This window comes from Kitasatospora sp. NPDC056076, assembly GCF_042266305.1.
GTDB lineage: Bacteria > Actinomycetota > Actinomycetes > Streptomycetales > Streptomycetaceae > Kitasatospora.
Genome location: NZ_JBHJWG010000006.1, coordinates 80,578 through 105,462 on the forward strand (window position 1 = coordinate 80,578; position 24,885 = coordinate 105,462).

Annotated in this window: 26 protein-coding genes and 1 pseudogene; 15 read left to right on the forward strand and 12 right to left on the reverse strand. The window is 74.0% G+C overall.

Annotated features, from left to right (window positions below):
• The first annotated feature begins 8 nt into the window (after nt 1-8).
• Nucleotides 9-293, forward strand: a complete 285-nt coding sequence (locus ACFC1T_RS07135; RefSeq protein ID WP_375884636.1) for a hypothetical protein — start codon at nt 9-11, stop codon at nt 291-293.
• A 240-nt stretch (nt 294-533) separates the two neighbouring features.
• Here ACFC1T_RS07135 and ACFC1T_RS07140 read toward each other — a convergent pair whose 3' ends face one another.
• Nucleotides 534-752 carry a hypothetical protein gene (locus ACFC1T_RS07140; protein WP_375884638.1) on the reverse strand — a complete coding sequence of 73 codons (219 nt, stop codon included), beginning with the start codon at nt 750-752 and terminating at the stop codon, nt 534-536.
• A 134-nt stretch (nt 753-886) separates the two neighbouring features.
• On the opposite strand from ACFC1T_RS07140, the gene ACFC1T_RS07145 reads away from it, so the two are divergent.
• Entirely contained in the window at nt 887-1,645 is a 759-nt protein-coding gene (locus tag ACFC1T_RS07145; RefSeq protein ID WP_375884641.1) for a GntR family transcriptional regulator, read from the forward strand.
• A gap of 79 nt (nt 1,646-1,724) precedes the next feature.
• Here the strand turns inward: ACFC1T_RS07145 and ACFC1T_RS07150 are convergent, their stop codons facing one another.
• Complete coding sequence (locus ACFC1T_RS07150) at nt 1,725-3,392, reverse strand: fumarate hydratase (RefSeq protein ID WP_375884643.1); 1,668 nt, start codon at nt 3,390-3,392, stop codon at nt 1,725-1,727.
• A gap of 146 nt (nt 3,393-3,538) precedes the next feature.
• Between ACFC1T_RS07150 and ACFC1T_RS07155 the strand changes: the two genes are divergently transcribed.
• A complete protein-coding gene (locus ACFC1T_RS07155; protein ID WP_375884646.1) occupies nt 3,539-4,369 on the forward strand; it encodes a DUF1707 domain-containing protein in 831 nt (276 codons plus the stop codon).
• A gap of 314 nt (nt 4,370-4,683) precedes the next feature.
• The gene (locus ACFC1T_RS07160) at nt 4,684-5,061 is read left to right on the forward strand and encodes a WhiB family transcriptional regulator (protein WP_375884878.1); all 378 of its coding nucleotides are present in this window, start codon (nt 4,684-4,686) and stop codon (nt 5,059-5,061) included.
• Between the two features lie 135 nt (nt 5,062-5,196).
• Here the strand turns inward: ACFC1T_RS07160 and glpX are convergent, their stop codons facing one another.
• Entirely contained in the window at nt 5,197-6,237 is a 1,041-nt protein-coding gene (gene glpX / locus ACFC1T_RS07165) for a class II fructose-bisphosphatase (RefSeq protein WP_375884648.1), read from the reverse strand.
• 214 nt (nt 6,238-6,451) lie between these two features.
• On the opposite strand from glpX, the gene ACFC1T_RS07170 reads away from it, so the two are divergent.
• Nucleotides 6,452-6,988, forward strand: a complete 537-nt coding sequence (locus ACFC1T_RS07170; RefSeq protein WP_375884650.1) for a DUF4245 domain-containing protein — start codon at nt 6,452-6,454, stop codon at nt 6,986-6,988.
• Between the two features lie 108 nt (nt 6,989-7,096).
• Here ACFC1T_RS07170 and ACFC1T_RS07175 read toward each other — a convergent pair whose 3' ends face one another.
• Nucleotides 7,097-7,699, reverse strand: a complete 603-nt coding sequence (locus ACFC1T_RS07175) for a malonic semialdehyde reductase (RefSeq protein ID WP_375884653.1) — start codon at nt 7,697-7,699, stop codon at nt 7,097-7,099.
• Nucleotides 7,700-7,895: 196 nt separating this feature from the next.
• The gene (locus ACFC1T_RS07180) at nt 7,896-8,153 is read right to left on the reverse strand and encodes an exodeoxyribonuclease VII small subunit (protein WP_375884656.1); all 258 of its coding nucleotides are present in this window, start codon (nt 8,151-8,153) and stop codon (nt 7,896-7,898) included.
• 94 nt (nt 8,154-8,247) lie between these two features.
• Between ACFC1T_RS07180 and ACFC1T_RS07185 the strand changes: the two genes are divergently transcribed.
• A complete protein-coding gene (locus ACFC1T_RS07185; protein ID WP_375884659.1) occupies nt 8,248-8,736 on the forward strand; it encodes a GNAT family N-acetyltransferase in 489 nt (162 codons plus the stop codon).
• On the opposite strand, the gene xseA is transcribed toward ACFC1T_RS07185, so the two are convergent.
• Complete coding sequence (xseA, locus tag ACFC1T_RS07190; protein ID WP_375884662.1) at nt 8,730-9,980, reverse strand: exodeoxyribonuclease VII large subunit; 1,251 nt, start codon at nt 9,978-9,980, stop codon at nt 8,730-8,732. The genes ACFC1T_RS07185 and xseA overlap by 7 nt on opposite strands.
• 110 nt (nt 9,981-10,090) lie before the next feature.
• Complete coding sequence (locus tag ACFC1T_RS07195; RefSeq protein ID WP_375884665.1) at nt 10,091-11,449, reverse strand: APC family permease; 1,359 nt, start codon at nt 11,447-11,449, stop codon at nt 10,091-10,093.
• 121 nt (nt 11,450-11,570) lie between these two features.
• On the opposite strand from ACFC1T_RS07195, the gene ACFC1T_RS07200 reads away from it, so the two are divergent.
• Together ACFC1T_RS07200 and ppgK are read left to right on the forward strand one after the other, a co-directional pair.
• Entirely contained in the window at nt 11,571-12,545 is a 975-nt protein-coding gene (locus ACFC1T_RS07200) for a 4-hydroxy-3-methylbut-2-enyl diphosphate reductase (protein ID WP_375884668.1), read from the forward strand.
• A 193-nt stretch (nt 12,546-12,738) separates the two neighbouring features.
• Nucleotides 12,739-13,485 (forward strand): polyphosphate--glucose phosphotransferase, encoded by a 747-nt coding sequence (gene ppgK / locus ACFC1T_RS07205; protein WP_375884671.1) that lies wholly within the window; start codon nt 12,739-12,741, stop codon nt 13,483-13,485.
• A gap of 32 nt (nt 13,486-13,517) precedes the next feature.
• Here the strand turns inward: ppgK and ACFC1T_RS07210 are convergent, their stop codons facing one another.
• Nucleotides 13,518-14,108, reverse strand: a complete 591-nt coding sequence (locus tag ACFC1T_RS07210) for a DUF6542 domain-containing protein (protein ID WP_375884673.1) — start codon at nt 14,106-14,108, stop codon at nt 13,518-13,520.
• 165 nt (nt 14,109-14,273) lie between these two features.
• On the opposite strand from ACFC1T_RS07210, the gene ACFC1T_RS07215 reads away from it, so the two are divergent.
• Nucleotides 14,274-14,666: a VOC family protein gene (locus ACFC1T_RS07215; protein WP_375884675.1), complete on the forward strand. Its 393-nt coding sequence runs from the start codon at nt 14,274-14,276 to the stop codon at nt 14,664-14,666.
• Between the two features lie 84 nt (nt 14,667-14,750).
• Entirely contained in the window at nt 14,751-15,824 is a 1,074-nt protein-coding gene (gene ychF / locus ACFC1T_RS07220) for a redox-regulated ATPase YchF (protein WP_375884677.1), read from the forward strand.
• Between the two features lie 68 nt (nt 15,825-15,892).
• On the opposite strand, the gene ACFC1T_RS07225 is transcribed toward ychF, so the two are convergent.
• From ACFC1T_RS07225 to ACFC1T_RS07240, 4 genes and pseudogenes are all read right to left on the reverse strand, one after another.
• Entirely contained in the window at nt 15,893-16,153 is a 261-nt protein-coding gene (locus ACFC1T_RS07225) for a Txe/YoeB family addiction module toxin (protein ID WP_375884679.1), read from the reverse strand.
• On the reverse strand, nt 16,150-16,407 hold the full coding sequence (locus ACFC1T_RS07230; protein ID WP_375884682.1) for a type II toxin-antitoxin system Phd/YefM family antitoxin: 258 nt from the start codon (nt 16,405-16,407) through the stop codon (nt 16,150-16,152). The genes ACFC1T_RS07225 and ACFC1T_RS07230 overlap by 4 nt, the downstream gene beginning before the upstream one ends.
• An 89-nt stretch (nt 16,408-16,496) precedes the next feature.
• The gene (locus ACFC1T_RS07235; protein WP_375884684.1) at nt 16,497-17,162 is read right to left on the reverse strand and encodes an HAD-IA family hydrolase; all 666 of its coding nucleotides are present in this window, start codon (nt 17,160-17,162) and stop codon (nt 16,497-16,499) included.
• 61 nt (nt 17,163-17,223) lie between these two features.
• Nucleotides 17,224-18,371, reverse strand: a pseudogene (locus tag ACFC1T_RS07240) (dihydrofolate reductase family protein).
• Nucleotides 18,372-18,567: 196 nt separating this feature from the next.
• On the opposite strand from ACFC1T_RS07240, the gene ACFC1T_RS07245 reads away from it, so the two are divergent.
• From ACFC1T_RS07245 to ACFC1T_RS07265, 5 genes are all read left to right on the forward strand, one after another.
• Nucleotides 18,568-19,410: a methyltransferase domain-containing protein gene (locus ACFC1T_RS07245; RefSeq protein WP_375884686.1), complete on the forward strand. Its 843-nt coding sequence runs from the start codon at nt 18,568-18,570 to the stop codon at nt 19,408-19,410.
• A gap of 176 nt (nt 19,411-19,586) precedes the next feature.
• Entirely contained in the window at nt 19,587-20,999 is a 1,413-nt protein-coding gene (locus tag ACFC1T_RS07250) for a DUF4190 domain-containing protein (RefSeq protein ID WP_375884689.1), read from the forward strand.
• Between the two features lie 217 nt (nt 21,000-21,216).
• A complete protein-coding gene (locus ACFC1T_RS07255) occupies nt 21,217-21,381 on the forward strand; it encodes an SPOR domain-containing protein (RefSeq protein ID WP_375884692.1) in 165 nt (54 codons plus the stop codon).
• 10 nt (nt 21,382-21,391) lie between these two features.
• On the forward strand, nt 21,392-21,838 hold the full coding sequence (locus ACFC1T_RS07260; RefSeq protein WP_375884695.1) for an NUDIX domain-containing protein: 447 nt from the start codon (nt 21,392-21,394) through the stop codon (nt 21,836-21,838).
• Nucleotides 21,839-21,976: 138 nt separating this feature from the next.
• Nucleotides 21,977-24,724 carry a SpoIIE family protein phosphatase gene (locus tag ACFC1T_RS07265; RefSeq protein ID WP_375884698.1) on the forward strand — a complete coding sequence of 916 codons (2,748 nt, stop codon included), beginning with the start codon at nt 21,977-21,979 and terminating at the stop codon, nt 24,722-24,724.
• The last annotated feature ends 161 nt before the right edge of the window (nt 24,725-24,885 follow it).

Consider the following 24,885-nt stretch of genomic DNA (forward strand, 5'->3'; position numbering starts at 1 on the left):
GCCGCCCAATGGCCAACGACCAGAGCGAGACCACGGTGCCGGTGACGCCCGAGAACGCGGCGCAGACCGGCGCCCCGGCCGCCGCTGTGGAGGCCGGCAAGGCTGTCGAGGGTGCGGTCGCCGCGTCCTCGAACCCCACCGGGTACACCGCACCGACCGACGCGGACAAGGCCGCGTTCGAGAACGGCTCGTTCGGCGACGAGGGGCAGTACGTGGGCGAGCCCGCGCCGTCGACCACCGGCGGGCCGGACACCCCGCGCAAGCCGGAGAGCATCATCGGCGGGCACCCGTAAGCAGCCCCCGCCCGGCGGTGCCCCCGCGTCCCCGTCCGGGCGCGGGGGCACTTCTGGTTCTGTGCGTGCCAATTCGTGTGCGGGTCCATCGGGTGGCCGATTCCCGCCCTCGGTGCACGCATGGTGACCGCCGTTATCCGTAACGTGCCCGGCGGCGGGCCCCGGGCGTTCCGGAATTCCGGATTCACCGGGGGGATTACCCGGGTCCGAATGCCGTGGTTTGCGTGGATTTTGCCGCAATTACCGGGGCTGATCGCATTCAGCCGAATCGCGGGGCTCGGGGGCGGGTGAGACGTGGTTCGGTTCGGCCGTCCATTCGCGGCCGCCGTGCTCGGGGCGCAGGTAGTGCTCGCCGCCGATGGTTCCCATGTAGATACCGGTGCGTCCGGTCCTCCGGTCGAGGACGAGGTCACCCACCTGTGGCCGGTAGGCCTTGGCGTTGCGCTGTCGGGTGCTCACCTCACCGCTCCTTCGCTCTGTCGCGACTGGCCAGCATCTCTAGAGAAGCTAATATCTCTAGAGATGTCAACGGTCGTATCTCCTTACCGGCGGCCGCGGGCGCGCCTAGGATTGTCCGAGGGAGAGGGAGCGCGATGACCGGCAGCAGTGGCGACAAACAGCCCAAGTACCAGCGGATCGCCGACTCCCTCAAGGCTGCCATCGACGGCGGCCGCTACGGCGCGGGGGACCGGCTGCCCGGCGAGAACGACCTGATGGACGAGTACGGCGTGGCCCGGATGACGGCCCGTCAGGCGCTCGGCGTGCTGCAGAGCGAGGGCATCGCGGAGGCCCGCAAGGGGTCCGGGGTGTTCGTCCGGGACTTCCGGCCGCTGCGCCGGCGCGGCATCCAGCGGCTGGCGCAGGGGCAGTGGGGCTCCGGCCGGTCGATATGGTCCGCGGACATCGACAACCGCAGCCTGGTGGTCGACCAGGTCTCGGTCACCGAGCAGGGCGCGCCCGAGCACGTGGCCCGGGTGCTCGGGGTGGAGCCGGGCGTCCCGATGTGCGTGCGGCACCGCCGCTTCGTCCTGGACGGAAAGCCGGTGCTGCTCTCCACCTCCTACCTGCCGGCCGTCCTGGTCGCCGGCACCGCGATCACCCGCGAGGACACCGGCCCCGGCGGCACCTACGCCCGGCTGGCCGAGATCGGCGCCAAGCCCGTGCACTTCCGCGAGGAGGTCCGCTCCCGGATGCCCGCCGCCGAGGAGGCCACCCGCCTCGAACTCTCCGCCGGCACCCCGGTGATCCTGATCTGCCGCACCGCCTTCGCCGACGAGGGCCAGGTCGTCGAACTCAACGAGATGATCCTCGACGCCGCCTCCTACGTCCTGGAGTACGACTTCGACGCCTGAGCCCCGCCGGAACGCCGCCGCCCCGGGCGCGAGGGCGGCCGGGGCGGTTCGGGGGTGTGCGGGGGTGTTCCGCCGGGGGCTACTCCTTGGAGCGGATCCGCAGGTTGGTGATCAGCGGGCCCTCGGTGGTCTCGCGGAAGAAGTCGTTGCCCTTGTCGTCGACGACGATGAAGGCCGGGAAGTCCTCGACCTCGATGCGCCAGACGGCCTCCATGCCGAGCTCGGCGTACTCCAGCACCTCGACCTTCTTGATGCAGTCCTGGGCGAGGCGGGCGGCCGGGCCGCCGATGGAGCCGAGGTAGAAGCCGCCGTGGGCGGTGCAGGCGTCGGTGACCTGCTTGCTGCGGTTGCCCTTGGCGAGCATGACCATGGAGCCGCCGGCGGCCTGGAACTGGTCGACGTAGGAGTCCATCCGGCCGGCCGTGGTGGGGCCGAAGGAGCCGGAGGCGTAGCCCTCGGGGGTCTTGGCCGGGCCGGCGTAGTAGACCGGGTGGTCCTGGAGGTACTTGGGCATGCCCTCGCCGGCGTCCAGGCGCTCCTTGATCTTGGCGTGGGCGATGTCGCGGGCGACGACGAGCGTGCCGGTGAGCGAGAGCCGGGTCTTGACCGGGTACTTCGACAGCTCGGCGCGGATCGCGGGCATCGGCTGGTCGAGGTCGATGCGCACCACGTCGTCGTCGAGGTGCTCGTCGGTGGTGTCCGGCAGGTACTTCGCCGGGTCGGTCTCCAGCTGCTCCAGGAAGACGCCCTCGGCGGTGATCTTGCCGAGCGCCTGGCGGTCGGCGGAGCAGGAGACGGCCATCGCGACGGGCAGCGAGGCGCCGTGGCGGGGGAGGCGGACCACGCGGACGTCGTGGCAGAAGTACTTGCCGCCGAACTGGGCGCCGATGCCGATCTTCTGGGTCAGCTCGGTGACCTTGGCCTCCAGCTCCAGGTCGCGGAAGCCGTGCCCGGTCCTGGCGTTGCCCTCGGTCGGCAGGTTGTCCAGGTAGTGCGCCGAGGCGTACTTGGCGGTCTTGAGCGCGAACTCGGCGCTGGTGCCGCCGATCACGATGGCCAGGTGGTACGGCGGGCAGGCGGCGGTGCCGAGGGAGCGGATCTTCTGCTCCAGGAACGAGAGCATGCTGGCCTCGTTGAGGATGGCCTTGGTCTCCTGGTACAGGTACGACTTGTTGGCCGAGCCGCCGCCCTTGGCCATGAAGAGGAACTTGTACGCGTCGCCGTCGGTGGCGTACAGCTCGATCTGGGCCGGCAGGTTGTTGCCGGTGTTCTTCTCGTCCCACATGGTCACCGGGGCCATCTGGGAGTAGCGCAGGTTGAGCTTGGTGTACGCGTCGTACACGCCGCGCGCGATGGCGGACTCGTCGGCGCCGGGGGTGAGCACGTTCTGGCCGCGCTTGCCCATGACGATGGCGGTGCCGGTGTCCTGGCACATCGGCAGGATGCCGCCGGCCGAGATGTTGACGTTCTTGAGCAGGTCGAGCGCGACGAAGCGGTCGTTCGGGCTGGCCTCCGGGTCGTCCAGGATGCGGCGCAGCTGGGCGAGGTGGGCGGGGCGCAGGTAGTGCGAGATGTCGTGCATCGCCTCGGCGGTGAGCAGGCGCAGCGCCTCGGGCTCGACCTGGAGGAAGGTGCGGCCGCCGGCCTCGAAGGTGGAGACACCCTCGGAGGTGAGCTTGCGGTACGGGGTCGGGTCAGCGCCCAGGGGGAGCAGGTCGCTGTACTCGAAGTCTGGCGTGGGAGCCATCGGGGCGGTCCTTAGGGGTCCAGTGGTCCGGCTGCGTCGGCGAAGCACCATCCAGGGTAGGACCCGGCTGCGGGACGCATGCGGACAGGTCAGCCTTGCGTGACGGGGCTCACTCGGCCAGGAGTGCGAGCGACTAGGCTTGGCCCGTGAACAACACGCCGGACAACACGCCGGAGAACTCGCCGTCGCAGGACGTTCCGGGGCAGCCGCCGGTGTCGGCGCCCGTTCCCCTGACCAAGCCCGAACCCGAGTCGCGGCCCGCCGCGGTGCCCGCCCCGGTGGCCGCAGCGGTGCCCGCTCCGGCGGCCGCCCCGCGGACGTCGCACGCCCCGGTGGCGGACGCGGACATGCGGGTCTCGGACGCCGACCGCGAGCGGATCGCGGAACTGCTGCGGGACGCCTACGCCGAGGGGCGGCTGGACGCGGAGGAGCACGCCGAGCGGATCGGGGCCGCGTACGCCGCCAAGACCTTCGGCGACCTGGTCCCGCTGACCAGGGACCTGCCCGCGCACCGTTCGGTGTCCTTCGACAAGCCGCCGCTGGGCGCCGAGGCACCGGCCCCCGCGCCCGCCAGGCCGCTGCCGCCGGCGCGGCACGAGGCGCCGTCGGTGGTGGCGATCTTCGGCGGTGCCTCCCGCAAGGGCCGCTGGCGGGTGGGCTCGCACCTGACGGCCTTCACCGCGTTCGGCGGGGTGGAGATCGACCTCACCGACGCCGTCTTCGAGTCCCCCGAGGTGGAGATCACGGTGACGGCGGTCTTCGGCGGGGTCGACATCCGGGTGCCGGAGAACGTGACCCTGCTCGGTTCCGGGGTGGGCATCTTCGGCGGTTTCGACGTCCGGGAGCAGACCGCGGCGGACCCGTACGCTCCGGTCGTGCGGGTCAAGGGCCTTGCCCTGTTCGGCGGTTGCGAGGCCAAGCCGCGCCGGGGCAAGAAGATCAAGGAGTGGGTGCGCAAGCAACTCGGGACGGAATAGCCCGAATCGACCTGCCGAGTGCCCGGTCGGGGATCAACTCCCGGTCGGGCACTCGGCGTTGTGCCCGGTGCACTCCGTAGTCGATTGCGTGCAGTGTGCATGAATCGCGGCCGGACGGGGTAGTTCCTTCCGCACATCGCTTCTTGTACGGCTGTGCACCGGAGGCGGCCCAGCGGCCGCCCCGGGCGTTGGACAGCGGGGGCTCGCAGCCGGGCAGGGGAGCGAGGTTCCCCGTGTCCGAGAGCCTCGTCAGGAGTACGGCCGTGCTGCATCCGATCGAGTCCCGCACCACCTCGCCAGTCGCCGCCGCCCAGTTGCTGGAGCGCCGTCCGGCCGTCCCCCCGCAGCCGCAGCCCCCGAGCGGTACGGCGGGTCAGGCCGCGGGTGAGGACAATCCGTGGCACACCGGTGCGGCCTGTCGGCGGGACGAGGTGGGGCTGTTCTTCGCGCCCTCGAAGGAGCCGACGGCGGCCCGGCTGTCGCGGGAGGAGCAGGCCAAGCAGGTGTGCGCCCGCTGCCCGGTGCTGCTGGAGTGTCGCGAGCACGCGCTGGCCCAGCCGGAGCCGTACGGGGTCTGGGGCGGGCTGACGGCCGCCGAGCGGCGGGTGGTGCTGGCCCGGCGCCGCCGCCGGGACGCGGAGCTGCGCGAGGCGGCCCGGGTGGCCACGGCCGGGCGCCGGATAGCGGGTTGACGGCGGGCCGAAGACCCGCGGCCGCGGTCGCCGCGCGACCGCCGCGGCGACGAGCGGGACCGGTACGCCGCGCGGCCCCGGCGGAGGGGGGATCCCGCCGGGGCCGCGCGTTCGGACAACCGCTTCCGGGCCGGGTCAGTTGGCCCGGTCGAAGTCGATCGCGCTGTAGGCCCGCAGCTTCGACAGCTTGTGGACCGAGTTGATCTCGCGGATGGTGCCGCTCTTGGAGCGCATCACCAGCGAGCTGGTGGTGGCGGTCTCCGAGCGGTAGTGCACGCCGCGCAGCAGCTCGCCGTCGGTGATGCCGGTGGCGACGAAGAACACGTTCTCGCCGCTGACCAGGTCGTTGGTGGTGAGCACCCGGTCCAGGTCGTGCCCGGCGTCGAGGGCCTTCTGCCGCTCGGCCGCGTCCTTGGGCCAGAGCCGGCCCTGGATGACGCCGCCCATGCACTTCATCGCGCAGGCCGCGATGATGCCCTCGGGGGTGCCGCCGACGCCCAGCAGCAGGTCCACGCCGGTGCCCTCGCGGGCGGTCATGATGGCGCCGGCCACGTCGCCGTCGGTGATGAACTTGATCCGGGCGCCCGCCTCGCGGATCTCCCGGACCAGGCCGTCGTGGCGCGGACGGTCGAGCACCATCACGGTGACGTCCTCGACGGCGCTGCCCTTGGCCTTGGCGACCCGGCGGATGTTGACGGCCGCCGGGGCGGTGATGTCGACGTAGTCGGCGGCCTCGGGGCCGCAGACCAGCTTGTCCATGTAGAACACGGCGCTGGGGTCGAACATGGTGCCGCGGTCGGCGACGGCCAGCACGGCGACGGCGTTGGCCATGCCCTTGGCGGTCAGCGTGGTGCCGTCCACCGGGTCGACCGCGACGTCGCACTCGGCGCCGGTGCCGTCGCCGACCCGCTCGCCGTTGTAGAGCATCGGGGCTTCGTCCTTCTCGCCCTCGCCGATGACGACGACGCCGTTCATCGAGACGGTCGAGACGAGGGTGCGCATGGCCTTCACGGCGGCGCCGTCGGCCCCGTTCTTGTCGCCACGGCCGACCCACCGGCCGGCGGCCATCGCGGCCGCCTCGGTGACCCGGACGAGTTCGAGCGCGAGGTTCCGGTCCGGAGCCTCGGGCGCGACCTCCAGGGCACTGGGAAGGTGGTGCGGGTACTGCGTGGTCATCGTCGTTACCTCTCTGTACGCGACGGCCAGTGAGCGCCCGACTACTGCCAGGTCGAACGCCGTGGTGAGGGTAGTGCGATCGTATCTGCCCACGAGATGACTGTCTGTGGCGCGGGTCGCCACCCCGGGCGGAAGGCCCCGGTTCGTCCCGGTTCACCCGTACGTGCACACCCCGGGTGGCCGGGCCGTTGTGTGGATGAGTCACCATGGGTGGGTGGCTGCAGAGAGCAAGGGCATGAGGGGTCGGCAGACCGTACGGGACATGGTCCTGTCGATGCTGGCGGTCGGTTTCGTCGTCTGGATCGGTTACCTGTTCCTCCCGCACGACGCGAACGGCGATCCGGTGCACGTGGTCGCCTACAAGGTCGAGGCGGCCTCGGCGAAGCGCGCCGCGCCGTACCCGCTGCTGTCCCCGGAGGGGCTGTCCGACAAGTGGCGGGCCACCTCGGTCAGCTACACGCCGGCCGCCATCAACAACGGCAAGGGCAACGCCTGGCACCTGGGCTTCGTGACGCCCTCCGGCCAGTACGCGGCGGTCGAGCAGGCCGACGTCCCGCGCGAGAAGCTGCTCGCCGACAAGGTCGCGGGCGCCCAGCCGGACGGCACCGCGGACGCCGCCGGGCGCACCTGGGACCGGGTGCAGGGCGACAAGGCCCGCGCGCTGGCCGTCCAGACCGGTTCGGCCACCACCATGATCACCGGCACCGCCTCCTACGAGGAGATGGCCGAGCTGGCCCAGGCGCTCAAGTAGCGCCGGGCCCCGCCCGGGCGCGCAGGCCCCCGGCGCCCCCTCGGACACGCGGAAGGGCCCGCACCGGTACGAACCGGTGCGGGCCCTTCGCCGTCGCGGGGGGTGCGATCAGACCGTGGTGACGACCTGGTCGTACTCCAGGCGCGGGGAGCGCGGGAACCAGGCCTCGTCGCCCGGCTTGCCGATGTTGACCACGGCCAGCACCGAGTGCTCGCCGTCGCCGAAGAACTCCTTGTTGAGGCCCTCGGCGTCGAAGCCGGTCATCGGGCCGGCGGCCAGGCCGGCGGCGCGCACGCCGATGATGAAGTACGCGGCCTGCAGGGCGCCGTTCAGCGCGGCGGAGCGCTCACGGGTGGCGCGCTCGGAGAAGAACACGTCCTTGGCCTGCGGGAAGTGCGGGAACTGGGTCGGCAGCTCCTCGTGGAACTCGTTGTCCGCGGCCAGGATGGCGACCAGCGGGGCGGTGGAGGTCTTGGCCTTGTTGCCGTCCGCCAGGTGCTGGACGAGGCGCTCGCGACCCTCGGCGGAGCGGACCAGGACGACGCGCAGCGGCTGCTGGTTGAAGGCGGTCGGGCCGAACTTGACCAGGTCGTAGATGGCCTGGACCTGCTCCTCGGTGACCGGCTCGTCGGTGAAGGTGTTCGCGGTGCGGGCCTCGCGGAACAGCAGGTCCTGAGCGGCGGCGTCGAGTACCAGGGCGTCGGTGGTCATGCTTCTGCACCTCATGCGGGAGGGGGGTTCGTCGGTGTGACCGGCGGAGCCGATCAGTTCCTCCAACATAGGTGAAGATTCAACGATTCCCCAAGCCCTTGTGAGCTGCCTCACAGGGCGGGCCGCACTGCGCCCGGGCTCTGCGCCTGGGCTCGTGCGCCCGGGCCGTGCGCCTGGGCTCGTGCGCGGGGCTCGGTCACTCCCCGCCCGGGCCCGCGCCCTCCTCGGCGGCCAGCGCGGCGTCCAGTCGGGCCCGGGCGCCGTCCAGCCAGCGCTGGCAGACCTTCGCCAGCTGCTCGCCACGCTCCCACAGGGCCAGCGACTCCTCAAGGGAGGTGCCGCCGTTCTCCAGCTGCCGGACCACGTCCAGCAGCGCGTCCCGGGCGTGCTCGTAGCCCAGCGCGTCGTCCGGGGTCGGCGCCGCCGCGTCCTGCTGCTCCTGCTGCTCTGCCATGCGTGCCAGCGTAGGGGCTGGCGCCGACAGGGGCGGGTTCCACCGGTCGAAACCCGGGTGCGGCCGCGCGACCGGCGGCGCTAGCCTCCGCCGCATGATCGAAGTCCGCCCCGCCGCCCCCGCCGACGCGCCCGAGCTGGTCCGGCTGCGCAACCTGATGCTGCAGGCGATGCCCGGCATGGCCGCCTCGGCCGGCCCCGCCCCCTGGCAGGCCGCCGCCGAGCGGATGCTGCGCGAGCGGCTGGCCGCCCCGGCCGAGCGGTCGACCATGTCCGCCTTCGTGGTCGACGACCCGGAGCGCCCCGGCCGGCTCGCCGCCTGCGCCGTCGGCACCCTGGAGCACCGCCTGCCCTCGCCCGGCAACCCGGACGGCCTGTTCGGCTCCGTCTTCAACATCTGCACCGACCCCGACCGGCGGCTGCGCGGCTACGCCCGGGCCTGCACCGAGGCGTTGCTGGACTGGTTCGACGGCCGCCGGGTCGGCCGGATCGACCTGCACGCCAGCAGCGGCGGCGAGTCGCTCTACCGCAGCCTGGGCTTCGCCGAGTACTCGACGGCGCTGTCCCGGCAGCGCTCCTACTGAGGCTCCGCCCGAGGGCCCGCCGGGGGCTCCGCCGCCCCGGGCGCCACGGTGACGTCGAAGCCGCCGCCCGCGACCCGGGCGTGCAGCCCCTCCCCGGCCGCGAGCCGCGCCGGGTCCGTCACCACCGTGCCGTCGGCCCGCTGGAGCACCGCGTAGCCGCGTTCCAGGGTGGCCGCCGGGGAGAGCGCGACCACCCGGGCCAGGGTGTGCCCGAGGTCGCTCTGGGCGTGGTCCAGCCGGTGCCGCAGGGTGCGCCGGGCCCGCTCCACCAGGCCGTCCACCTCCTGGCCGCGCCCGTCCAGCATCCGGTGCGGGGCGGCCAGCGCCGGGCGGCTGCGCAGCCCGTCCAGCCCGTGCTGCTCGCGTTCGACCCGGGCCTGCACGTGCCGGCGGGCCCGGTCGCGCAGCTGGCGGACCTTGGCCAGCTCCTCGCCGACGTCCGGAACCACCCGTTTGGCGGCATCGGTCGGGGTGGAGGCGCGCAGGTCGGCGACGAAGTCCAGCAGGGGCTGGTCCGGCTCGTGCCCGATCGCGCTCACCACCGGCGTACGGGCGGCCGCGACCAGCCGCACCAGCCCCTCGTCCGAGAAGGGCAGCAGGTCCTCCACGCTGCCGCCGCCCCGGGCCACGATGATCACGTCCACCTCGGGGTGCTCGTCCAGCTCCCGCACCGCCGCGCTCACCCGCTCCACCGCGCTGACCCCCTGCACCGGGACGTTGCGCACCTCGAAGCGCACCGCCGGCCAGCGCCGCCGGGCGTTCTCCAGCACGTCCCGCTCGGCCGCCGAGCCGCGCCCGGTGACCAGCCCGACGCACTGCGGCAGGAACGGCAGCCGCCGCTTGCGCTCCGCCGCGAACAGGCCCTCCCCGGCCAGCCGCCGCTTGAGCTGCTCCAGCCGGGCCAGCAGTTCGCCCAGGCCCACCGGGCGGATCTCCGAGGCCCGCAGCGACAGCTGCCCGCGCGCCGCGTACCACTCCGGCCTGGCGTGCACGACGACCCGCGAGCCCTCCTGCACCACGTCCGCGACCTGCTCGAACACCGAGCGGAAGCAGGTCACCGTGAGGGAGACGTCGGCCTGCGGGTCGCGCAGGGTCAGGAACACCACGCCCGCGCCGGGGCGGCGGCTGAGCTGGGTGATCTGCCCCTCGACCCACACCGCGCCGAGCCGGTCGATCCAGCCGCCGATCAGCGCGGAGACCTTGCCGACCGGGAGCGGGGCTTCGGGGGAGCTGGGGTTGGCCATGCGTACGAGGCTAGCGGCGTCCGCCGACACCGTCCCCGGCAACGCCCGCCGGCGTCGTCCCCGGCAGTGCCGGCCGGCACCGTTCCGCACGGCGCCCGCCGGCGCCGTCGCTAGCGGTGCCCGCCGGTGCCGTGCGCCGTGCTCCCCTGAACACCGAGCACCACCAGGCCGGCCGCCAGCCAGACCAGCCCGACCAGCTGTGCCGTGGTCGAGGCCTCGTAGACCACCGCGCCGATCACCGCGATCCCCAGCAGCGGGACGACCAGGTGCCGGAGCCGGTCGGGCGAGCCGTGCCGGACGGTGTACCAGCCGATCACCGAGGCGTGCAGCAGCGCGAAGGCGGTCAGCGCGCCCACGTTCACCACCGAGGTCAGCTGGTCCAGCCCGTCGTCCCGCTCGGCCGCCCAGACCGCCGCCGCCATGGTGACCACGGCGGCCGCCAGCAGCGCCCGGCGGGGCACCGCGCTGCCCGGGTCGACCGAGCCGAGCACCCGTGGCAGCCGTCCCTCCCGGCCCATCGCGAAGACCAGCCGGCCGGCCGCCGCCTGCCCGGCGAGCGCGGCGAAGGCCGCGCCGATCGCCTTGCTGGCGGCCACCAGCAGGTGCAGCCAGTGGCCGATGCCGCCTTCCACGGTGTCGTAGAAGGCGGAGCCCTGGGCGGCCGGGTCGGCGGCCAGCTGCTGCGGGGTGGTGGGCTCCAGCACGGCCGCCAGGTAGGTCTGGGCGACGAACAGCAGCCCGGCCAGTGCCAGGCACCACAGCACCGCCCGGGCCACCGCGGCGGAGGCGCCGACCGCCTCCTCGACGAAGGTCGCGATCGCGTCGAAGCCCAGGTAGGAGAGCACCGCGACGGACACCGCGGAGACCACCGCGGTGAGCGAGAAGCCCCCGACGGCGGTGAAGGGCGTGTCCCAGCCGCGCCGCGCGCCGTCCCGCACCAGCACCACCACGGCCGCGACCACGAACACCGCCAGCACCGCGATCTCCAGGGCGAGCACCGCGAACCCGACCGCGGCCGCCGTCCGCACCCCGACCAGGTTGAGCGCGGTGGTCACCAGCACCGCGGCCGCCGTCCACACCCAGCGCGAGACCCCGGGCACCAGCGAGTTCAGCGCGATCCCGGAGAACAGGTAGGCCACCGCGGGGATCAGCAGGTAGTCCAGCATCGCCATCCACCCGGCGATGAACCCCGGCCCCTCGCCCAGCCCGGCCCGCGCGTAGGCGAACACCGAGCCGGTCTGCGGCACCGCGCGGACCATCTGGGCGTACGAGAAGGCGGTGAAGCCCATCGCGACCGTCGCCGCCAGGTAGACGGCCGCCACGGCGCCGTGGCTCCGGGCGTCCAGCACGCCGAAGACGCCGACCGGGGCCATCGGGGCGATGAACAGCAGCCCGTAGACCATCAGATCGCGGACGCCCAGGGTGCGGCGCAGGCCGCTCGGCGTCGGCTGCTCGTTCACAGCGCTCATGGAGACCAGGCTTGAGCAACTTCCGACCCTTTGCGACCGGAAGGCGTCCGGGCCGGCGTCCGGGGCGGCGGTGCGGCCCGCCCCGGGCGGTGGGGCTCCCGGTCGCCCGTACGATGGGGGCATGTCCAACACCGCGCAGCGCCGTGTCCTGCTCGCCGCCCCCCGGGGCTACTGCGCGGGTGTCGACCGCGCCGTGATCGCCGTGGAGAAGGCCCTGGAGCAGTACGGGGCGCCCATCTACGTCCGCAAGCAGATCGTCCACAACAAGTACGTGGTGCAGACCCTGGAGAAGAAGGGCGCGATCTTCGTCGACGAGACGGAGGAGGTGCCCGAGGGCTCGATCGTCGTGTTCTCCGCGCACGGCGTCGCCCCGTCCGTCCACGACGAGGCGCGGGCCGGCAAGCTCGCGACCGTCGACGCCACCTGCCCGCTGGTCACCAAGGTGCACAAGGAGGCCGTGCGCTTCGCCGACGAGGGCTACGACATCCTGCTGGTGGGCCACGAGGGCCACGAGGAGGTCGTCGGCACCATGGGCGAGGCCCCGGACCGGATCCACCTGGTGGACGGTGCCGAGGACGTCGCCAACGTCCAGGTGCGGGACGAGTCCAAGATCGTCTGGCTCTCCCAGACCACGCTCTCGGTGGACGAGACCATGGCCACCGTCGGCGAGTTGAAGAAGCGCTTCCCGGCGCTGGTCAGCCCGCCCAGCGACGACATCTGCTACGCGACCCAGAACCGCCAGGTCGCGGTCAAGCAGCTGGCCCCGGAGACCGACCTGCTGATCGTGGTCGGCTCCAAGAACTCCTCCAACTCGGTCCGCCTGGTCGAGGTCGGCCTGGAGTACGGCGCCAAGGCCGCCCACCTGGTCGACTTCGCCGAGGAGATCCAGGAGTCCTGGCTGGAGGGCGTCACCACGGTCGGCCTGACCAGCGGCGCCTCGGTGCCGGAGATCCTGGTCGACGGCGTGCTGGAGTTCCTGGCCGCGCGCGGCTACGACACGGTGGAGACGGTCAAGACCGCCGAGGAGCACCTGACCTTCTCGCTGCCCAAGGAGCTGCGCCGCGACCTGCGCGCCGAGGCGGCCGGCAAGCTGTAGGGCCCGTCCTCGAACCCTGGACCCGCCACGACGGACCCGGTGCCCCGCTGCGGGCACCGGGTCCGTCGCGCTGTGCGGGCCCGTCGCATGGTGCGGGCCCGTCGATTGCGGTGCGCCCCCGTCCAGGCTCTCGTAGCTTTGTGCACAGGCTGTGGACAAGCCGGTCGACGGCCGGACGGCGGAAGGCGGAACGATGACGGCGGTATTCGGCGTGGACATCGGCGGCTCGGGCATCAAGGGCGCCCCGGTCGACCTCGCCCGGGGAGCACTCACCCAGGAGCGGCACAAGGTGCTCACCCCGCAGCCGTCCGAGCCCGGGGCCGTGGTCGCCGCCGTCCGCGAGGTGGTCCAGCACTTCGACCACCAGGGGCCGGTCGGGCTGACCTTCCCTGGGGTGGTGGTCGGCGGCCGCACCCGGACCGCGGCCAACGTGGACAAGGGCTGGATCGGCCTGGACGCGGAGGGCCTCTTCCGCGACGCGCTGGGCATGCCCGCGACCGTGCTCAACGACGCGGACGCGGCCGGCCTCGCCGAGACCGAGCACGGCGCTGGGCGGGGCGAGTCGGGCGTGGTCCTGGTGCTCACCTTCGGCACCGGCATCGGCAGCGCGCTCTTCGTGGACGGCACGCTCGTGCCCAACACCGAACTGGGCCACCTGGAGCTGCGCGGCAAGGACGCCGAGCGCCGCGCCTCCTCGGCCGCCAGGGAGCGGCACGACCTGACCTGGGAGCAGTGGGCCGGGCGGGTCGACGAGTACCTGGACCTGGTGGAGATGCTGTTCTCCCCGCAACTGATCGTGATCGGCGGCGGGGTGAGCCGCAAGCACGAGAAGTTCCTGCCGCTGCTGAGGGACCGCGGGGCGCGGGTGGTGCCGGCGGAGCTGCGCAACGACGCGGGCATCGTCGGGGCCGCCATGGCGGCGGCCCGGGCGGCGGGCTAGGGCACGGCCCTCGGCGCCCGCGCGCCGGGCCGTCAGCGGGAGCGGTGGAAGCGGCGCTGGGCGACGAAGCGGGCGAGCACGATCAGCGCGGCCAGCCCGGTGCCGGAGAACAGCCAGCCGGCCCGCAGCGCCAGCCCGGTCGCCAGCGCCACCACCTGGGCGGTGACGCCGGAGGAGCTGACCGGGGCGAGCGCCAGCAGTGCCACGGCGAAGGCGATCGGCCCGCTGATCGGGGCGGCCAGCAGGTCGGCGTAGCGGACCCGGACGGCCAGCTGGAAGCAGACCACCAGGTAGCCGAGGCCGAACAGCCAGCCGAGGTCCTCGAAGAGCAGCCGGTCCAGGCCGGCCACCGCCAGCGTGGCCAGCACCGCGAGCACGCCGGTGCCGATCGCGGTCAGCCGGGTCGGCCGGCCGGTCCGGCGCCGTCCGTACACGCGCAGCCGGCGCTTCGGGGCGGGGCGCGCGGCGGGCCGGTCGGCCACCGGGCGCAGCCGGGACGGGGGAGCCGCGGGGGCTCGGGCGCTCTCGGGTGCCCGGCCGGGACCGGGGACGGCGGCCGGGGCCGCGCCGGTCGGCGGACGGCGTCTGGGCCCTGGCGGCTGGGTACGGATGCTCTGCTCCACCCGCCCAACGTACGGTCCGATCATCGCCACACTGTGTAATGGACCGTTCAGGTCTTGTTCCGTGTCCCCGGATGGCGTACTCCTGTGATCGTCACTCAAGGGGCTGACCTGCTCGGCCGAGTCGACACATCATGATCATCCGATGACCGTACGGGGGACCGCCGCATGACCGCCGACTTCACCTTCGAACGCCTCGACCACGTCCAGCTCGACATCCCGACCGGCGCCGAGGACGAGTGCCGCGCCTTCTGGTCCGGCGTGCTCGGGATGACCGAGCTCCCGAAGCCCCCGGTGCTGGCGGCGCGCGGCGGCTGCTGGTTCCGCGGCGGCGGGGTCGAGGTGCACCTCGGCGTCACCCCGGACTTCCGCCCGGCCCGCAAGGGGCACCCCGGCATCCTGGTGACCTCGCTGGACGCCCTGGCCGAGCGGCTCGCCGCGCACGGCCACGAGGTCGCCTGGGACGACCACCACCCCGGCCACCGCCGCTTCTACTCCGCCGACGGGCTGGGCAACCGGCTGGAGTTCCTGGAGCCGCTGCCCGCGCCGACCGAGGCGTGAGCCCCGGCAGGTGCTGCCCGTAGACTTGGGGGTCGGCCCGTACGGTGCCGACCCAACTCCTCCAAGCCCACGGGACTGCGCTTCATGTCGCTCACGATCGGAATCGTCGGCCTGCCGAACGTCGGCAAGTCGACCCTGTTCAACGCCCTGACCAAGAACGACGTGCTGGCGGCCAACTACCCGTTCGCCACCATCGAGCCGAACGTCGGCGTCGTCGGCGTCCCGGACGCGCGGCTGGCCAAGCTCGCCGAGATCTTCGGCTCGCAGCGCATCCTCCCGGCCACCGTCGACTTCGTCGACATCGCCGGCATCGTGCGCGGCGCCAGCGAGGGCGAGGGCCTGGGCAACAAGTTCCTCGCCAACATCCGTGAGTCGGACGCGATCTGCCAGGTCGTGCGCGCGTTCACCGACCCGGACGTGGTGCACGTGGACGGCAAGGTGTCGCCCAAGGACGACATCGAGACCATCCACACCGAGCTGATCCTGGCCGACCTCCAGACCATCGAGAAGGTCCTGCCGCGGCTCCAGAAGGAGGCGCGCCTCAAGAAGGACACCGCCCCCGTGCTGGCCGCCGCCGAGGCCGCCCAGGCGGTCCTGGAGACCGGGAAGACCCTCTTCGAGGCCGGCTTCGACACCGCCCCGATCCGCGAGCTGCACCTGCTGACCGCCAAGCCCTTCCTCTACGTCTTCAACGTGGACGAGGACGAGCTGGCCGACGAGGACTTCAAGAACGCCCAGCGCGCCCTGGTCGCCCCGGCCGAGGCGATCTTCCTCAGCGCCAAGATCGAGTCCGAGCTGATCGAGCTCGACGACGCCGAGGCCCTCGAACTCCTCCAGTCCATGGGCCAGGAGGAGCCCGGCCTCGCCACCCTCGCCCGCGTCGGCTTCGACACCCTCGGCCTGCAGACCTACCTCACGGCCGGCCCGAAGGAGACCCGCGCCTGGACCATCAAGAAGGGCGCCACCGCCCCCGAGGCCGCCGGAGTCATCCACACCGACTTCCAGAAGGGCTTCATCAAGGCCGAGGTGATCTCCTTCGACGACCTGGTCGAGACCGGCTCCATCGCCGAGGCCCGCTCCAAGGGCAAGGCCCGCATCGAGGGCAAGGAATACATCATGCAGGACGGCGACGTCGTGGAGTTCCGCTTCAACGTCTGACCGGCCGTCATGCCCGAAGGGGCCGGACTCCCACGGGAGTCCGGCCCCTTCGGGGTGGTCCGGGCGGCTCAGTTCTCGTAGTGGTAGCGGCACTGGGCGATCAGGACCGCGTCGTCGGTGACCTTGTAGATCAAGCGGTGCTCGTCGTTGATCCGGCGTGACCAGTAGCCCTGGAACCCGTGCTTGAGCGGTTCCGGTTTGCCGATCCCCTCGTTGCCGTTGCGCGCGACATCGGCGATGAGCGTGTTGATCCGCTTGAGGGTCCTGCGGTCCTGGGTCTGCCACCACAGGTAGTCCTCCCAGGCCCGGGAGGCGAAGGTGATCTTCACTCCGGGTCCGCCAGCTCCCGCACGGTCCCTCCGCCGCTCTCCAGCTCCTCGATGGAGGCCAGCAGGCGGCGGGCGTTCGCGGGGCTGCGCAGGAGGTAGGCGGTCTCCTTGAGGGACTGGTAGTCCTCCAGCGAGACGATGACCACCGGTTCGTGCCCGGCGCGGGTGATCACTATCTCCTCGCGGTCGTCCGTGACCGCGTTGAGCACCTCGGCGTAGTGTGCGCGGGACTCCGAGTAGGTCATCGTCTTCATGGCTCGACTCCCCTTCGATAGGTACAAGAAACTGTACGCCCGTGCTCGGTGCGGCGACAAGCCGCGGATCCGCCGTCCGGGGTCGGTGCTCAGGGGTGGACGGTGAGGGTGAGGGTGCCGTCGGGGGACGGGGTGACGGTGACGGCGGTGAGGGTGGGGGCGAGGGCGTCCGGGTGGTGGGCGGCGGCGCGGGGGCCGATGCCGATGACGCGCATGCCGGCGGCGCGGGCGGCGGCGATGCCGGCGCCGGAGTCCTCGAAGGCCACGCAGTCGGCGGGGGCGAAGCCGAGGGCGGCGGCGCCCTTGAGGAAGCCCTCGGGGTCGGGCTTGCTGGCGCCGACGGACTCGGCGGTGACCAGGACGGGCGGCATCGGCAGGCCGGCGGCGTCCATCCGCACCCGGGCGAGGGGGAGGTCGGCCGAGGTGACCAGGGCGTGCGGCAGGCCGGCCAGCGAGGCGAGGAAGGCGTCGGCGCCCGCGACCTGGACGACGCCCTCGGTGTCGGCCCGCTCCTCGGCGAGCATCAGCTCGTTCTCGGCGAGGTTCTCCTCGACCGGGCGGTGCGGCAGCAGTTCGGCCATGGTCGCGTGGCCCTGGCGGCCGTGGACGACGGTGAGCGCCGCGACGGGGTCGAGGCCGTGCCGCTCGGCCCAGCGGGTCCAGCAGCGCTCGACCACGGCGTCGGAGTTGACCAGGGTGCCGTCCATGTCGAGGAGGAGGGCGCGGGTGGTGAACCGGACGGGGGTGGCGGTCATGGGGCGGCTCCTGGGGGCGCGGCGGAGAGGTGAGCTCTTTGTTCCTTGATGATACAAAAGATCACGGGAGCAGGTGGGCGTTGACCGCCCGGGCCTCCTCGGCCAGCTCCGGCAGTTCCACCACCTCGACCCCGGCCGCCTCCAGCAGTGCGGTGCCCTGGCAGTCGGTGACGAAGAGGTCCGGCTCGCGCCAGGCGACCACGACCCGGGGCACGCCCGCCGCGATGAGCAGCCGGGCGCACGGCACCGGGCGGGAGGCGCGCTGCCCGCAGGGCTCCAGGCTGCTGTAGACGGTCGCCCCGCGCAGTCGGGGGTCGCCCGCCGGGAGCTTGGCCAGGGCCGCCTCCTCGGCGTGGTCGTGCGCGTCCGCCTCCCGGCTGTAGCCCTCCGCCAGCACCTCGCCGTCGGCGCCGACGACCACCGCCCCGACCGAGAAGGCCGTCTCCGAGGGCGGGCAGCGGCGGGAGAGTTCGACGGCCCGGCGCAGGTGGCCGAGGTCGGTGGCGGCGGGGTGGGTCACGGCGCGGGCTCCTTCGGGGCGTACCTGAGCAGGACGACGTCGCCCACCGTACGTGCCTCCAGCAGCCGCATCCGCCGGGTCGGGCCGCCGGGGAACGCGGCCGGGCCGACGAACCGCGGCGCTCCGGGCTGGCCGACCAGCAGCGGGGCGACGGCCAGCTGGAGCTCGTCCGCCAGGCCCTGGGCGAGGAACTGGGTGTGTACCCCGCTGCCGCCCTCGACCATCAGCCGGCGCACCCCGCGCGCGCCCAGGTCGTCCAGCACCGCGCCGAGGTCGACCGAGTCGCCGAGCGCGACCACCTCGGCCAGCCCGTCGAGCCGGGGCCGCAGCACCGCCGCCCCGGCCGCGGTGGTGTAGGCGAGCTTCGCGCCGCCGGTGTGCCAGAACCGCAGGTCGGCGCCGAGGGCGCCGCTCGCGCTGAGCGTCACCTTCAGCGGGTGCTCGGGCCGCCCGGCGGCCACCCGGGCGGCCCGTCGCGCGGGGTCGTCGACCAGCAGGCGCGGGTTGTCGGCGCGCAGGGTGTTGCCGCCGACCAGGATCGCGTCGGCGGCCGCCCGCTCCTGGTCGACCCGGTCGAAGTCGGCGGCGCCGGAGAGCAGCAGGCGGTCGGGGGAGGCGTCGTCGAGGTGGCCGTCGAGGGAGACGGCGGCGCTCAGCAGGACGAAGGGGCGCTGGCCGGGGCCGGGCATGGGCGGACCGTTCTGTCGGGACCGTTCGGGACCGCTCGGGGCGGTTCGGTCGGGCGCCTCCACGGTACGGCCGCCGGTGCCGGCGGGGCCGCCCTCCGATCGCTATGTGAGACGGTTCTTCTCGCCATCCGGGATGGAGCGTAGCGTCGGGGTATCGCGGAAACGGAAACGCCGACCACGTCTCAGGGGGGACCCCATGCCCGGACCGCAGCCTGCCGCCGCCTACACCCACGGCCACCAGGAGGCCGTGCTGCGCTCGCACCGCTCCCGTACCGCCGCCGACTCGGCCGGCTATCTGCTGGCCGAACTGCGGCCCGGCCAGGCACTGTTGGACGTCGGCTGCGGCCCGGGCACGATCACCGCCGACCTGGCCGAGCTGGTCGGCCCCACCGGGCGGGTGGTGGCCGTGGACGCCTCCGCCGAGGTGCTGGAGCAGGCCGCCGGGTACGTCGCCGGGCGCGGTCTGGCCAATGTCGTGTTCGAACTGGCTGACGTGCACCGACTGCCGTACAGGGACGGCGAGTTCGACGTGGTGCACGCCCACCAGGTGCTGCAGCACGTGGCCGATCCGGTGGCCGCGCTGCGCGAGATGGGCCGGGTGACGGCGCCCGGCGGGCTGGTCGCCGCCCGGGACGTCGACTACGCCACGATGACCTGGTTCCCGCAGGCGCCGGCGCTGGACCGCTGGCTGGAGCTCTACCGGCGGACCGCCCGGGCCAACGGCGGCGAACCGGACGCCGGACGGCGACTGCTGTCCTGGGCCCGGGCGGCCGGTCTGACCGATGTCACCGCGAGTACCGGCACCTGGACGTTCGCGACGCCCGAGCGGCGCGCGTGGTGGGCCGGGATGTGGGCGGACCGGGTGACCGGGACGGCCTTCGGCCGGACGGCGGTGGAACGGGGCTTCGCGGAGCCCGCCGAGCTGGAACGGATCGCGGCCGGCTGGCGGGAGTGGAGCGCCGCCGGCGACGGCTGGTTCTCGATGATCCACGGCGAGGTCCTGGCCCGGGTCGGGGCGGAACGGCCGGGGCCGTCATGACGGAGCGGCCGGAGCGGCCGGGTCGGTAACGGCGGGGCGGTAACGGCGGGGCGGGCGTTCGGAAAGATCAGGTAAAGTCGCGCGACCGTTCAGCTCGGGCCCGTCCGGCCCGCGGGGCGGTGTCGAGAGCCGAAACGCCGAGTCGAGGCCCGCCCCGGCGGGCCGGGGGAGTCCACGTGTCCGAGCCTGAGTCCGCGCCGCCCGCCGCTCCGGGGCCGGACCCGCGGGTGGACTTCCGCAAGGACCCGGGGCCCGCCGAGGAACGGGCCGCGGCCGCGCGGCCGCCGGGCCCGGCGGAGGCCGGACCGGCCGACCCCTGGGCCCCGCCGGTCGAGGCCGGCCCCCCGTCCCCGTCGGCCCCGTCCCCGCTGGCCCCGCCCCAGCCGCCGCCCCCGCCGCTGCCCGCCGGCGGCTGGGCCTCGGTGCCGCCCTCCGCCGAGTCCGGCCTGCGGCCCGGCCACCCCTACGCCCATCCCCGGCCGGGCCCGCCCGCGCAGCCGTACCCGCACCCCTACCCGCCGTACGTCCTCGACCCGTACGCCCCCCGGCCGGAGCCGCGCACCAACGGCTTCGCCGTCGGCTCGCTGGCGACCGCGCTGAGCCTGCTCTCGCCGGTGGCCCTGGTGTTCGGGATCCTCGCGCTGGTCCAGATCAAGCGGACCGGCCAGCGCGGCCGCGGCATGGCGGTCACCGGCCTGGTGCTCGGGGTGGCGGGCACCCTGCTGCTGTCGCTCGCGCTCGGCGCGGGGGACTTCGGCCCCGCGCGGAACGGACGGGGCGACCGGTACGCCGCCAAGCCGCCCGCCGGGTCGGTCCGCTGGTCGGCGCTGAAGGCGGGGGACTGCTACCTCTCCTCCGGGACGAGCGGGCAGCCGGACGAGAACGGCGACGAGACGGTGTACTGGGTGCGCCGGGTGGCCTGTGCGGAGCGGCACAACGGCGAGGTGGCCGGCACCGTGAAGGTCCCGGAGAGCAGCGGCGCCTACCCGGGCGCGACGGTCGTCCGCGAGCGGGCCGCCGCCCTGTGCCGCAGGGTGCTCGACGACTACGCGCTGGACCAGTGGGCCGTCCCGGACGGCATGGACGACGTCTACCTCTACCCGAGCGCGGGCAACTGGGCGGCCGGCGAACGGTACGTCACCTGCGGCTTCGAGGACCCGGACGACCAGCACCTGGGGACGGTCCGCACCGACCGCCGCAGTCTGACCTCCGTCCAGCTGGCCTACCTGGAGGCCGTCCGGGGCTTCAACGCGGCCTACCTGGACACCCCGAAGCAGGACGTGGCGGTCGCCGAGGCCGAGTACCGGTCCTGGGCCCGCCGGATGGCCGCCGCCTCCCGGGCCGAGGCCGCCGCGCTGCGCAAGCCGACGGCGGAGTGGCCGACCGACGTCCAGGCGAAGATGGACAAGCTGGCCGAGACCCAGTCCCAGGCGGCCGTCGCCTGGGACGCCGCGGCCTCCGGCGGCGACGTGGCGGGCGACCTGCGCCGGGCCCGGGCGCTGGTCGCCAGGACGGTGCCGGTCAGCGTGGACATCCGGCGCTCGCTCGGCCTGTCCACCGGCGAGCAGGTGCCCGACCTCCGGGTCTGAGCCCGCCCGCCCCGAGAGGGCGGGGCCGGTCGCCGGGTTACCCGGCGTTAACCCCGCCCGTACCTGCCGGTAGCGCGGGAGCCGTAGGGTCACCCCGGTGTCCCCGGCCCGACCCCCACGCCGGCCGGGGACACCGCGCCGGACCCGGACCCCGGTCCGAACCCCGGCCCGGGCCCGAACCGGGCCACGGCCGGGCCCCACCCGCTACCCTCCCGCCATGGGCACCTTTCGGGTGATGCGGCAGGACGACAACGGCAACCGCTTCCTGGTCGCCGGGAACCTGGCCGAGGCCGAGGCGCACCGCCTGGCGGCCGAGTTCGAGGCGCGCGGCCACAAGCAGCTGTACTGGGTCGAGGCCCAGGACCAGGACCCGGCCCCGTAGGGTCGGGGGCATGGAACAGGCCGGTGAGACCACTGTCGGAACCCCGCCGAGGATCGTCGTCGGCGGGGTGCTGATCCGCGGCGGCCGGGTGCTCGCCGCCCGCCGCAACGCGCCCGCGTCGGTCGCCGGCCGCTGGGAGTTCCCCGGTGGCAAGGCCGAGCCCGGCGAGACCGAGGCGCAGGCGCTGGAGCGCGAGCTGCTGGAGGAGCTGGGCGTACGGGCCAGGGCGCTGCGGCGGCTGTCCGGCGGGTGGGCCGTGCGGCCGGGGCTGGAGCTGCGCTTCTGGGCCGCCGAGCTGCTGTCCGGTGAGCCGAGCGCGCTGGAGGACCACGACGAGCTGCGCTGGCTGGGCCCGGCCGAGCTGGATTCGGTGGACTGGATCGGGCACGACCGCGAGGTCCTGCCGCAGGTCGCCGAGCTGCTCGCGGTGGCGGGCGACGCGCAAGCCGCCGGATAGGTCAATCGGACAAGACGACCCGGCGGCCGGGATAGCCTGGGTTCTGCTGGGTATGTCGCCTTTCGACACCATTCGTCACCATCGGTGAGCCGCCCCAGCCGGCGACGCCGATCCCGACCAGAGCCGGAGGCCCCGTCGGTGTCGACAACCGGGAACGGCGGCGGGGGAGCGCGCCGGGCAGGCACCGCGGGAGGCGCCGCCGCCCGCGCCCGGCTGCGCCGTGCCGCCCCCGCGGCCGCCCCGCAGCCGCCGTCGTCCGGCCGCCGCCGCGGCGGCTCCGACGTCCCGGGCCGTGCCCAGCCGGTCCAGCCGGCGCCGACCCTGGCCGTCCCCGAGCCCGGCGTCCGGCCCGCCCTGCGCGGCCGCCCCGGCCGGCCGTACCCCGGCGGCCCGGCGGACGCCCGGCAGGGCCTGGCCGCGCCGCCCGGGGGCAGCCTGCTGGACATGCTCAAGGTCGCCATCGCGATCCTGGACACCGCGGGCCGGGTGGTGCTGTGGAGCCCGGCCGCCGAGGAGCTGCTCGGCTGGCCGAGCGAGCTGCTGGTCGGCCGCCGGATCGACGAGCTGATCCCGGACCAGGAGCAGGTCGCCCGGATCCGGACCGCGGTCCAGGACACCCTGCGGCACGGCCGCTGGGCGGGCAACGCCGAACTGCGCGACCGGGACGGCGTGCCGGTCGCCGTGGACGCCCGGATCTCCCTGCTGGTGGACGGCGACGGCACCCCGTTCCTCCAGGTCAACCTGGCCGAGGCGGCGGCCGTACGGGCCGTCGAGCGGGACCTCGCGGTGCGCGACGCGCTGTTCGAGCAGTCCCCGCTGGGCATCGCCATCCTGGACACCGACCTGCGCTACACCGCCGTCAACCAGACCCTGGCCGAGATGAACGGCGTCGCCCTGGAGGACCACGTCGGCCGCACGACCGGCGAGACCCTGCCCGAGCGGGCCGCCGACGAGATCACCGCGATCCAGCGCCAGGTGCTGGCCACCGGCGAGCCGGTCATCGACGTCACCCTCGCCTCCCCGGTCACCACCCGGGCCGGCTACCGCTCGATCTCCTACAGCCGGATGACCGACCGGGCCGGCCGGGTGCTCGGCATCTCCGGCACCGTCATGGATGTGACGGAGCGTTACCGAGCGGTGGCCAAGGTCGAACACGCCCGGCGGCGGCTCTCGCTGCTCAACGAGTTCGGCTCCCGGGTCGGAGACCTGCTCGACGCCGCCCGGATCGCCCAGGAACTGGCCAACTCGGTGGTGCCCCGGCTGACCGACCACTCCGCGGTGATCCTGCTCCAGGCCGTCGCGCACGGTGACGACCTGCCCCGGCACGGCCACGACCGGCGCACCTCGCTGCTCCAGCTCGGCACCGCCTCGGTCCAGGACGGCCCCGAGGTCGAGGTGATGCTCCGGCGCGGCGCCCGGATCACCTTCGCCGAGGACTCCGCCTGCGGCCGGGTGCTGCGCACCGGGGTGCCCGAACTGCTGTCCGGCGCCGACCAGCTGGACGACGTCACCTACCCCGGCGACCCCAAGATGCAGGCCGCCCACGACCTGGGCGTGCACTCGATGCTGGTGGTCCCGCTGCGCGCCCGCGGCATCGTGATCGGCCTGCTGCTGGTCAGCCGGGCCGGCTACCGCGAGGGCTTCGACCGGGACGACCTCGCCTTCACCGTCGAACTCGCCGACCGGGCCGGCAGCTCGCTGGACAACGCCCGGCTGTACGCCCGCGAGCGCACCGCCGCGCTCACCCTCCAGCGCACCCTGCTCCCGCAGCAGGTCCCCCAGCCCACCGGCGTCGAGGTCGCCTACCGGTACGTGCCCGGCAGCAGCGGCACCGAGGTCGGCGGCGACTGGTTCGACGTCATCCCGCTGCCCGGCGACCGGACCGCGCTGGTGGTCGGCGACGTGATGGGCCACGGCCTGCGGGCCGCCGCCACGATGGGCCGGCTGCGCACCGCCGTCCGGGTGCTGGCCGCCCTCGACCTGCCGCCGGACGTCCTGCTGCGGCACGTCCACGAGCTGGCCGACGACCTCGCCCAGGGCCCGGACGAGGCGCTGCTCGCCACCTGCGTCTACGCCGTCTTCGACCCGGGCACGGCGAAGCTGACGGTGGCCAAGGCCGGGCACATCCCGCCGGTGCTGGTGGTGCCGGGCGAGGGGGCGGTGGAGCCGACCCGCACCGGTGGCCCGCTGCGCGGCGGGGCCGGGCGGATCCTCGACCTGCCCTCCGGCGCCCCGCTCGGCGTGGGCGGAGTTCCGTTCGAATCGGTCGAACTGAAGATCCCCGAGGGGAGCCTGCTCGCGCTCTGCACCGACGGCCTGGTGGAGTCCCGGGACAAGGACCTCGACGTCGGCCTGGGCCGGCTGGTCACCGTGCTCCAGGAGCCGCACGCCTCCATCCAGGCCGCCTGCGAGGCGGTGCTGGACACCATGGAGCAGGGCCGCGAGCCGGACGACGTCGCCCTGCTGCTGGCCCGGCTCGGGCACGGCCAGGCCGGTACCCCGACGGCCGGCTGGACGCTGCCCGCCGAGCCGACCGCCGTCTCCCGGGCCCGTCGGCTGGTCCGCGCCGCGCTCGCCGAGTGGGGCGTCGAGGACCTCACCGACACCGCGGAGCTGCTGGTCAGCGAGCTGGTCACGAACGCCGTCCGGTACGCCAGCGCCCCGATCGGGGTCCGGCTCACCCTCGGCGAGACCCTGCTGGTCGAGATCTCCGACCCGCTGCCGGACCCGCCCCGGGAGCGCCACGCGGCCGAGGCCGACGAGGGCGGCCGGGGCCTGGAGCTGGTCCACCGGCTCGCGCTGCACTGGGGTGCCCGGGCCGAGGGGATCGGCAAGGTGGTCTGGTTCGAGCTGGCACTGCCGGGTAGTGACACCGGCGAGGAGTGACGCGAGTAGAGCGTCCGGACCGTCGGGAGAACCGTGCTGCATATGCCAACGGGCGCTCAGGGGGAGCGCGCGCTCCGGAAGGGGGCGCGGGCGTGGCATTGTGGTTGCGCGGGCGGTAGGACAAAAACCTTCGCCCGATCTGATGTTGTGATGTTGAGGGC